The sequence below is a fragment of the Sphaerospermopsis reniformis genome (assembly GCF_005402885.1).
Classification (GTDB): domain Bacteria; phylum Cyanobacteriota; class Cyanobacteriia; order Cyanobacteriales; family Nostocaceae; genus Sphaerospermopsis; species Sphaerospermopsis kisseleviana.
In genome coordinates this window covers 1-490 of the sequence record NZ_BJCE01000566.1, presented here as the reverse complement: position 1 = coordinate 490, position 490 = coordinate 1, and the positions used below count along the sequence as shown (strand labels likewise).

Genomic DNA, 490 nt, shown 5'->3' with positions numbered 1-490 from the left:
GACATTTTCTCTACAATGTTCCTCACTTCGTCAATACTTAAATTCAAAACCTGGGCAATTTGTTCTTGACTCAAACCTAATCCTACCAAACCAGGAACAGCTTCTAATTTAGCTTCGAGTTTTCCTTGTTCTAAACCTTGTTCTAAACCTTGTTCTAAACCTTGTTCTAAACCTTGTTCTAAACCTTGTTCTAAACCTTCCTCTAAACCTTCCTCACGTGCTTCTTGATAAAACCTAGTTTGTTTTAAATCACTTAGTCCAAACATTGATTCTATTTCCTCCCTATTCATTCTTGGAAATTTATAAATTAAAATTGTCTCGATAATGTCTAATATTTGTTGTTGTTTGGGTTGAGACTTAACCTCTTGTTTGGTACGGTTAATTAACTCCCTAGCTTGGGTGATAGCTTTTTCTTCATTGGTAATGATTAGTTTAATTGTAGCAATCCCAATGGGTAATGATGTTGTTTCTTCAATTTCATCTAAATAAA

Annotated in this window: 1 protein-coding gene; it reads right to left on the bottom strand. The window is 33.5% G+C overall.

Features of this window, described 5'->3' with window-relative positions; translation table 11 throughout:
- A partial coding sequence (locus FFR48_RS28435; protein WP_137669631.1) for a DUF2887 domain-containing protein occupies positions 1-490 on the bottom strand: 490 nt, incomplete at both ends.